Here is a 9,623-nt window from a genome sequence, read left to right as displayed (position 1 = left end):
GTCTTGCCGTGGTCAACGTGCCCAATCGTGCCAATGTTGACGTGCGGCTTATTACGCTCAAACTTTTCCTTTGCCATGATGGCCTCCTTTATCGGTAATGAAGGGAGCCCGCTAATCGAGCTCCCTCAAATCTTCGCTTATGCGTATTTCGCCTGGATCTCGTCCGAGATGTTCTGCGGAACCGGATCGTAGTGGTCGAACTGCATGGTGAACTGGGCGCGGCCCGACGACATCGAACGCAGAGTGTTGATGTAACCGAACATGTTGGCCAGCGGCACAAACGCGTCAATCGCGATGGCGTTGCCACGGTTTTCCTGCCCAGAAACCTGTCCCCGACGCGATGTCAGGTCACCAATGATACCGCCGGTATATTCTTCCGGAGTGATCACTTCGACCTTCATGATCGGCTCAAGCAGTTTCGCACCCGCTTTGCGCATGCCTTCACGCATACCCATACGCGCCGCGATCTCAAAGGCGAGAACCGAAGAGTCCACGTCGTGGTATTTACCTTCGATCAGGGCAACCTTGAAGTCGATCACAGGGAAGCCAGCCAGCGGGCCGCTATCCATGACGGATCTGATGCCTTTTTCAACGCCCGGGATGTATTCCTTGGGCACCGAACCACCAACAACACGAGATTCGAACGAATAACCTTCGCCCGGCTCTGTTGGGGTGATGATCATCTTCACCTCAGCGAACTGACCCGAACCACCCGACTGTTTCTTGTGGGTGTAAACGATCTCGGCTTCGTGACCGATGGTTTCGCGATAGGCCACCTGCGGCGCACCAATATTCGCTTCAACCTTGAATTCACGCTTGAGACGGTCAATCAGGATGTCCAGGTGAAGTTCGCCCATGCCCTTCATGATGGTCTGACCCGATTCCAGATCAGTTTCCACACGGAAGGACGGGTCTTCGGCGGCCAAACGGCCCAGACCCTGGCTCATTTTTTCCTGGTCAGCCTTGGTTTTCGGCTCAACCGCGATCTCGATCACCGGATCGGGGAAGGTCATGGTTTCCAGAACCACCGGATCGCCGGTCGAACACAGAGTGTCGCCCGTGGTGGTGTCTTTCAGACCTGCCAGCGCGATAATGTCGCCTGCGAATGCTTCCGTGATTTCCTCACGATCATTCGAGTGCATCATCATCATCCGGCCGATACGCTCTTTCTTACCCTTGGTCGAGTTCAGAAGCGTGTCGCCCTTGGCCAGAGTACCCGAGTAGATGCGGGTAAAGGTCAGCGAGCCAACAAAGGGGTCGTTCATGATTTTGAACGCTAGACCCGAGAACGCCATGTCATCATCCGCACGGCGGGCGATGTTTCGGGTTTCTTCTTCGTCACCGGGTTTGAAGCCCATGTAATCGACAACGTCCAGCGGGCTGGGCAAATAGTCGATCACAGCGTTCAGCAGTGGCTGAACACCTTTGTTTTTGAACGCCGAACCACCCAGAACCGGAACAAACGCGATTTCCAGAGTACCTTTGCGCAGCAGGGCGCGCAGGGTTGGAACGTCGGGCTCATTGCCTTCCAGGTATTCCATCATCGCGTCGTCGTCCATTTCGACGGCCGCTTCGACCATTTTACCGCGCCATTCGTCAGCCATGTCCTTCAGGCTGTCGCGGATCGGTGCTTTGACCCAGCTTGCGCCTAGGTCTTCGCCCTGCCACAGCCATTCTTCCATGGTGACCAGGTCGATCAGGCCTTCCAATTCGGTCTCTGCGCCGATCGGAATACCAACCGGAACAGCACGTGCGCCGGTACGGTCTTCGATCATTGCAACGCAGTTGAAGAAGTCCGCGCCGATCTTGTCCATCTTGTTGACGAACACCATCCGCGGAACCTTGTAGCGGTCAGCCTGACGCCACACGGTTTCGGTCTGAGGTTCAACACCGGCGTTTGCGTCCAGAACGCAGACGGCACCGTCGAGAACCGCCAGCGAGCGTTCAACTTCGATGGTGAAGTCAACGTGGCCGGGGGTGTCGATGATGTTCAGGCGGTGCTTGGGCGAGTCAGCGGTTTCACCGTCTTCGGTGCGTTCCCAGAAAGTGGTCGTCGCAGCCGAGGTGATGGTGATCCCGCGTTCCTGCTCCTGCTCCATCCAGTCCATGGTGGCTGCACCGTCGTGCACCTCACCGATGTTGTGGGATTTGCCGGTGTAGTACAGGATGCGTTCCGAGCAGGTCGTCTTACCCGCATCAATATGCGCCATGATACCGAAGTTACGGTAATGGTTGAGTGTATATTCGCGTGCCATTTCAATAAGCCTCTGGAATTACCAACGGTAGTGGCTGAAGGCTTTGTTCGCCTCGGCCATCTTGTGGGTGTCTTCACGCTTCTTAACGGCGGTACCGCGGGACTGTACGGCGTCCAGCAGTTCGCCGGCGAGGCGTTCTTCCATGGTGTTTTCGTTACGGCCACGCGCAGCAGTGATCAGCCAGCGGATGGCCAGTGCTTCGCGGCGCTCGGGGCGCACTTCGACCGGAACCTGATAAGTTGCACCACCAACCCGGCGCGAGCGAACCTCGACCGACGGTTTGATGTTGTCGAGTGCTTCGTGGAACACTTCGACAGGCGCGCGCTTGATCTTGCCTTCAACGCGGTCAAATGCGTTGTAGACGATGCGCTCTGCAACCGACTTTTTACCGTCGATCATCAGGTTGTTCATGAATTTTGTCAGTACCTTGTCGCCAAATTTGGCGTCAGGCAGGACTTCGCGTTTTTCGGCGGCGTGACGACGTGACATATCAGCCTCTCCTTCTTATTTGGGACGCTTCGCGCCGTACTTCGAACGACGTTGCTTACGGTCTTTGACGCCTTGGGTATCCAGAACACCGCGCAGGATGTGGTAACGGACACCGGGAAGGTCTTTTACACGACCGCCACGGATCAGAACAACCGAGTGTTCCTGCAGGTTGTGGCTTTCACCGGGGATGTACGAGATGACCTCGAACCCGTTTGTCAGGCGCACTTTGGCAACCTTACGCATCGCCGAGTTCGGCTTTTTCGGTGTGGTTGTGTAAACACGTGTGCAGACGCCGCGTTTCTGCGGGCACTGCTCCAGGTGCATGGACTTCGAGCGTTTTACTTTCGGCTGCCGCGGCTTGCGGATCAGCTGTTGGATCGTTGGCATTCCGGTTATATCCCCGTTTTGCAACACATGACATGCACGCGCGATGCGTGCGGTTAAATTCGCTGCGTTCGTGCGTCCACAAGCGCAAAACCCGCGAGCGTTCCCATTCCGAGGTGAACGTCGCGGTTTGTTATCAGAGGGCGCGAACGATAAAAGAGTTCGGGCCTTGACCAGTTCATTACTGAAATCGGTTTTGGGGCGGCCCCCGGTACCGAGATGTGGCGCGTAATAGGGGGAGTCGGACCCAGTGTCAACAGTACAGCTGATCCGTTCCACATCAGGCCGTTTCGCGCTGGAACCAAAGCTCATCCAGTCTTACCGCCCGTTGCAGGAACAGGTCCGTGCAGGCATAGTCAGCCCATTGGTCTGGACCACGGATGAATCATGCAAATACTTGGCCTGTGTCGTTTTTCCTATCCCGCCCATGGCGGCTTTCAGATCGAACACGAAACGATCGAGGACCGGCGCTCCTATCTGTATCAGCCTGACCGGCTGGAAGAGCGGTTCCGCCTGTTCGAAACCACCTCTCTGCCCTGCATAAAAGAACAAACCGACGAGGATTTTCAGTTTCTCATCGTGATCGGTACATGCCTGCCAAACCCGGCACGCGAACGTCTTTACGACTTAACAGCGGGCATGCCTCAGGTACAGATCATCGCACGCGAACCAAAGCGTCATCGCAGGGTCATGAAAGAAATCCTGAATTCAGCACGCACCAAACCGGACGCCCCCTGCATCCAGTTCCGCCACGATGATGACGATGCGGTTTCGGTCGATTTCGTTGAGCGCTTGCGCATCGCCGCAGATGAGGGTCAGGGCTTAATGCGGAACCACAGAACCGTTGCGATTGACTACAATCAGGGGTTCCTGGCCCGTTTCGATGCGGGCGGTATTCGGGCCGCACAGGTGTATCAACCTTTGTTGGGGGTGGGCTTTGCGATGTACTCCGCCGGGGGGAGTGACTTGACGATCATGAATTTCGCACATCACCGGATCGGAAATTTCATGCCCGTTATCAGCTATCCGGATGCACCTATGTGGGTCCGCACGCTTAACCAGTTCAACGATTCTCCGCATGCGCGAAACAGTAGGACCGAGCTGTCCCCCCTAACCTCTGAACAGGAAGGCGAATTCATCGCACGGTTCGCCATCGACCAGGACGCCGTTCGCCGCATTCATTCGGCAGATTGACGAGTCCTTTCACGGAACAGCATGAACATTCCTGCCCCAACCACTAAGGCCGCCCCCGCCATCGTAATCCTGTCGGGCCAGTCCCCAAATACGGCCCAGCCCAAACCCAACGCCCAGATCAGACTGGAATAACGAAACGGCGCGATAAAGCCGATCTCACCAGCGCGCATGACAATGACGCTGAACAAATATCCCGTCAGAACAAAGACCGCAGCACACGCTACCATCGAACCGGCGGCTGCCGGAACCGGAACCCAGCCCGAGACAGAGGTGACAAGAACCGCCGTCAATGTAATCGTCGCGGTTGTTGCCAGCGTTACTGCAAGTGATGGCACATGCACCGACATGCGTCGCGTAATCAAATCCCGGGCAGTTACCGAAGCAACTGCGATCAAAGCATATATCGCGTAGATGCTGAAACCGTCCGTGCCCGGGCGAACGATCAGCAACATACCGGCGAACCCGAAAACGATGGCAAGAATCCGACGCCAACCGATATACTCTTGAAAAAACAACGCGGCTCCAAGTGTTACGGTTAATGGCAAGGCCAGCAGAATGGCCGTCACGTTTGCCAACGGCATATGAAGCAGCGCGACCAAAAAGAAAATTGTTGCCAACAATTCGGCGAGACAACGTGCCGCGACCAACCACTTGTCATGACGCGGAAAGTTCAGATGCAACGCCCCATAGTACCGTGCCAGAAGATACACCAGAATGGTCGCCAAAACCCCGCGGATGGCAACCATCTGAAACAGCGGTATCTGGGCTCCGGCGGCCTTGATCAAAGTGTCATTGATGGTGAAGGCAGCCATGCTGCCCATCATCAGCAAAGCACCCCTGAAATTCGGCGTCACTCTTTTTGAACTCCGCATTTGGCCACGAGGTGCATTTGGCGGCGTTCAAGAAAGAGATGTCAATATGGCTCCGCCCGCCAATGCTCTGCTAGCATGACATTTCCAATGGCGCTTCATGCAGAGCCACACCCGAGCCTGAAATGAAAAGGCCCCGCGAAATCGCGGGGCCTGATCTTTGGAATTTAGGATCGCTTATTCGCGACTTTCCGGTGTTTCCACCAGAACATCCAGCTCATCCCCGACCATATCGTCATCCATCATCGGCGCAGCCAGAGCAGCGGCGGCTTCGGCCTCTTCCCGGCGGGCTTCGATGACAACGTTGTCACGCGACTGCGCGACGCGCTGTACGCTTTGCGTTGCGCCACCGGTACCGGCAGGGATTAGACGACCGACGATCACGTTCTCTTTCAGGCCAACCAGCTTGTCTTTCTTGCCCTGAACCGAAGCCTCGGTCAGAACCCGTGTGGTTTCCTGGAACGACGCCGCCGAGATGAACGAACGCGTCTGCAGCGAGGCTTTGGTGATCCCCAAGAGGATCGGCTCGCCCTGAGCCGGACGTCCACCGCGGGCGAGGGTCTTCTCGTTGGCCGCGTCGAACTCCTGCTTGTCGACATGTTCGCCTTTCAGCAGGGTGGTGTCACCTGAATCCAGGATCTCCCACTTCTGCAGCATCTGGCGCACGATCACTTCGATGTGCTTGTCGTTGATCTTCACGCCCTGCAGACGATAAACATCCTGCACTTCGTCGATCATGTAATCCGCCAGCGCTTCGACACCCATGATGGACAGGATGTCATGCGGGGCCGGGTTACCGTCCATCAGGTATTCACCCTTCTGGATGAAGTCACCTTCTGCAACCGGGATGTGCTTACCCTTGGGCACCATATACTCGATGGTCTCCATGGACTCGTCAGCCGGTTCGATGCTGATGCGACGCTTGTTCTTGTAGTCGCGACCAAAGCGCACGTAACCATCGGCTTCTGCGATGATCGCGTGATCTTTCGGGCGACGGGCTTCGAACAGTTCGGCAACGCGCGGCAGACCACCGGTGATGTCCTTGGTCTTGGCACCTTCACGCGGGATACGCGCGACAACTTCACCAGCTTCGATCTGCTGACCGTCTTCGATCGACAGGATCGCATCCACCGACATCGGATAGTGAACCGGGTTGCCCGCATCGTTACGGACCGGTTCGCCATCTTCGCCAACCAGAATGATCTCAGGCTTGAGGTCGCTGCCTTTGGGGGCCGCGCGCCAGTCGATCACGATCTTCTGGGTCATACCGGTTGCATCGTCGGTCACGTCGCGGACAGCAATGCCCGAAACCAGATCAACATATTTCGCGGTACCGGACTTTTCGGCGATGATCGGCAGGGTGTAAGGATCCCATTCGAACAGCTTGTCGCCACGGTTCACCTTGGTGCCATCCTTGACGAACAGCTTCGAGCCATAACCCAACTTGTGGTTGGCACGCTCTTCGCCATGTTCGTCTTTGATCACCATCTTCATGTTCCGGCCCATGACCAGGCTTTCGCCCGCGGAATTGACCAGGATCTGCGGGTTCTCAAACGAAACGACACCGTCGTGGCTGGCTTCCTGGAACGACTGCTGACCACCCTGCGCAACACCACCGATGTGGAAGGTCCGCATTGTCAGCTGCGTACCGGGTTCACCGATGGACTGGGCGGCGATGATGCCGACAGCCTCACCCGTGTTGACCATAGTACCGCGTGCAAGGTCACGACCGTAGCAGGTTGCACAGACGCCTTCCTCGGACTCACAGGTCAGAGGCGAACGGATCCGCATCGACGCAACAGCGGCCTCATCAATGATGTCAGCCATACGTTCGTCGATCAGCTGACCCGCTGCGACCAGAACCTCATCGGTGCCGGGACGCAGAACGTCATCGGCAGAGACACGGCCCAGCACACGTTCGGCTAGCGAAGCAACAACTTCACCGTCGTTTACTGCGGCTTCCGCAGTGATCGCACGCTCGGTTCCACAATCGAGCTCACGCACGATGCAGTCCTGTGCCACGTCCACTAGACGACGGGTCAGGTAACCCGAGTTCGCCGTTTTCAGAGCAGTATCCGACAGACCCTTACGGGCGCCGTGGGTCGAGTTGAAGTATTCAAGAACGGTCAGACCTTCCTTGAAGTTCGAGATGATCGGCGTCTCGATGATGTCACCGTTTGGTTTGGCCATCAGGCCGCGCATACCGCCCAGCTGTTTCATCTGAGTGACCGAGCCACGCGCGCCCGAGTGGGCCATCATGTAGACCGAGTTCGGTTCCTTTTCAGACCCGTCCTCTGCCCGATCCGAAGATGAGATCGTGCTCATCATCGCTTCGGTTACACGATCGTTACACTTCGACCAGGCATCAACAACTTTGTTGTACTTTTCACCCTGAGTGATCAGGCCGTCCATGTACTGCTGTTCAAAATCCTTCACCTGACTACGGGTTTCATCCACGATGCCCCATTTGTCATCCGGGATCACCATGTCGTCCTTACCGAACGAGATACCGGCGCGGAACGCTTCCTTGAAGCCCATCGACATGATCTGGTCACAGAAGATGACCGACTCTTTCTGACCGCAGTAACGGTAGACGGTGTCGATCACTTGCTGCACTTCTTTCTTCCGCAGCAAACGGTTGACCAGTTCGAACGGCGCCTTGTTGTTCATCGGCAGCAGAGCACCCAGGCGCACTCGGCCCGGAGTGGTTTCAAACCGCTGTTGAACTTCATTGCCTTCACTGTCGATCTGAGTAATCCGCGCAGTGATCTTAGTGTGCAGATGCACTTCACCGGCGTCCAGCGCGTGCTGAACTTCGTCGATAGAGCCAAAGACCTTGCCTTCACCAGGCATGCCTTCGCGTTCCAGGGTCACATAGTACAGACCCAGAATCATATCCTGCGAAGGAACGATGATCGGCGCGCCGTTTGCTGGCGACAGAACGTTGTTTGTCGACATCATCAGCACGCGGGCTTCCAGCTGGGCCTCAAGGCTCAGCGGGACGTGAACGGCCATCTGGTCACCGTCGAAGTCGGCGTTAAAGGCCGAACAGACCAACGGGTGCAGCTGGATGGCTTTACCTTCGATCAGAACCGGTTCAAACGCCTGAATGCCAAGACGGTGCAGTGTCGGCGCACGGTTCAGCATTACAGGGTGTTCGCGGATCACCTCGTCGAGGATATCCCACACTTCGGGACGCTCTTTCTCAACCAGTTTCTTCGCCTGTTTCACGGTCGAAGACAGACCCTTGGCTTCAAGGCGCGAGTAGATGAACGGCTTGAACAGTTCCAGCGCCATCTTTTTGGGCAGACCACACTGGTGCAGCTTGAGTTCCGGACCGGTCACGATGACCGAACGGCCCGAGAAGTCGACGCGCTTACCCAGAAGGTTTTGACGGAAGCGACCCTGCTTACCCTTCAGCATGTCCGAAAGCGATTTCAGCGGACGCTTATTGGCCCCGGTGATCACGCGGCCACGACGGCCATTGTCGAACAGAGCATCAACGGATTCCTGCAGCATCCGCTTTTCGTTGCGGACGATGATGTCAGGTGCGCGCAGTTCGATCAGACGCTTCAGACGGTTGTTCCGGTTGATGACGCGGCGATACAGATCGTTCAGATCCGAGGTCGCGAAACGGCCACCATCCAGCGGAACCAGAGGACGCAGTTCCGGCGGAATGACCGGAATTACAGTCATCACCATCCATTCGGGGCGGTTGCCCGACTCGAGGAAGCTTTCGACAACCTTCAGACGCTTGATGATCTTCTTGGGCTTCAGCTCACCAGTTGCTTCGGCCAGATCAGCGCGCAGCTGTTCGGCTTCGGCTTCCAGATCGATCTGGGCCAGCATCTCACGGATAGCTTCGGCACCGATGTTCGCGGTGAACGCGTCCATGCCATAGGCATCCTGCGCGTCCATGAACTCTTCTTCGGTCAGCATCTGACCATAGGAGAGGTCGGTCAGACCGGGCTCGATAACGACATAGTTTTCAAAGTACAGAACGCGTTCCAGATCGCGCAGCGTCATGTCCAGCATCAGACCGATGCGGGACGGCAGCGACTTCAGGAACCAAATGTGTGCGACGGGCGCGGCCAGCTCGATATGACCCATACGCTCGCGGCGGACTTTCTGCAGGGTGACTTCCACACCGCATTTCTCGCAGACAACGCCGCGATATTTCATCCGCTTATATTTACCGCACAGACATTCGTAATCTTTGATCGGGCCAAAGATACGCGCGCAGAACAGACCGTCACGTTCGGGTTTGAACGTCCGGTAGTTGATGGTTTCGGGTTTCTTGATCTCGCCATAAGACCAAGAGAGGATCCGTTCCGGGCTGGCCAATGAGACCTTGATCTCGTCAAAGACCTTAGGCGGCGTCAGCGGGTTGAACGGGTTATTGGTAATTTCCTGGTTCATTTTGCGTCCTTAC

General features: G+C 56.5%; 6 protein-coding genes. 1 reads left to right on the top strand and 5 read right to left on the bottom strand.

Features of this window, described 5'->3' with window-relative positions:
• Window positions 1–137 precede the first annotated feature (137 nt).
• Genes fusA through rpsL form a run of 3 tightly spaced genes read right to left on the bottom strand, consistent with a single transcriptional unit; the run spans window position 138 to window position 3,131 of the window.
• Entirely contained in the window at window positions 138–2,255 is a 2,118-nt protein-coding gene (gene fusA, locus AC2FJW_RS14520) for an elongation factor G (RefSeq protein WP_496750432.1), read from the bottom strand.
• 18 nt (window positions 2,256–2,273) lie between these two features.
• Complete coding sequence (rpsG, locus tag AC2FJW_RS14515; RefSeq protein ID WP_008756926.1) at window positions 2,274–2,744, bottom strand: 30S ribosomal protein S7; 471 nt, start codon at window positions 2,742–2,744, stop codon at window positions 2,274–2,276.
• Between the two features lie 15 nt (window positions 2,745–2,759).
• Window positions 2,760–3,131, bottom strand: coding sequence for a 30S ribosomal protein S12 (gene rpsL / locus AC2FJW_RS14510; protein WP_005621086.1), 372 nt, complete (start codon window positions 3,129–3,131; stop codon window positions 2,760–2,762).
• Between the two features lie 384 nt (window positions 3,132–3,515).
• On the opposite strand from rpsL, the gene AC2FJW_RS14505 reads away from it, so the two are divergent.
• Window positions 3,516–4,322: a putative rhamnosyl transferase gene (locus AC2FJW_RS14505; protein WP_496750430.1), complete on the top strand. Its 807-nt coding sequence runs from the start codon at window positions 3,516–3,518 to the stop codon at window positions 4,320–4,322.
• Here AC2FJW_RS14505 and AC2FJW_RS14500 read toward each other — a convergent pair.
• Both AC2FJW_RS14500 and rpoC read right to left on the bottom strand, forming a co-directional pair.
• On the bottom strand, window positions 4,307–5,194 hold the full coding sequence (locus AC2FJW_RS14500) for a DMT family transporter (protein WP_281995386.1): 888 nt from the start codon (window positions 5,192–5,194) through the stop codon (window positions 4,307–4,309). The two genes, AC2FJW_RS14505 and AC2FJW_RS14500, sit on opposite strands and share 16 nt — an antisense overlap.
• Window positions 5,195–5,368: 174 nt before the next feature.
• Window positions 5,369–9,610, bottom strand: coding sequence for a DNA-directed RNA polymerase subunit beta' (gene rpoC, locus AC2FJW_RS14495; RefSeq protein ID WP_271949832.1), 4,242 nt, complete (start codon window positions 9,608–9,610; stop codon window positions 5,369–5,371).
• Between the last annotated feature and the right edge of the window lie 13 nt (window positions 9,611–9,623).

This window comes from Ruegeria sp. CDSA020 (assembly GCF_059612345.1).
This window is presented reverse-complemented; position numbering and strand designations above follow the sequence as displayed.

Coding starts and splice junctions, on each gene's coding strand:
- fusA (WP_496750432.1), bottom strand. CDS start 2,255: ATGGCACGCGAATATACACTCAACCATTACCGTAACTTCGGTATCATG.
- rpsG (WP_008756926.1), bottom strand. CDS start 2,744: ATGTCACGTCGTCACGCCGCCGAAAAACGCGAAGTCCTGCCTGACGCC.
- rpsL (WP_005621086.1), bottom strand. CDS start 3,131: ATGCCAACGATCCAACAGCTGATCCGCAAGCCGCGGCAGCCGAAAGTA.
- AC2FJW_RS14505 (WP_496750430.1), top strand. CDS start 3,516: ATGCAAATACTTGGCCTGTGTCGTTTTTCCTATCCCGCCCATGGCGGC.
- AC2FJW_RS14500 (WP_281995386.1), bottom strand. CDS start 5,194: ATGCGGAGTTCAAAAAGAGTGACGCCGAATTTCAGGGGTGCTTTGCTG.
- rpoC (WP_271949832.1), bottom strand. CDS start 9,610: ATGAACCAGGAAATTACCAATAACCCGTTCAACCCGCTGACGCCGCCT.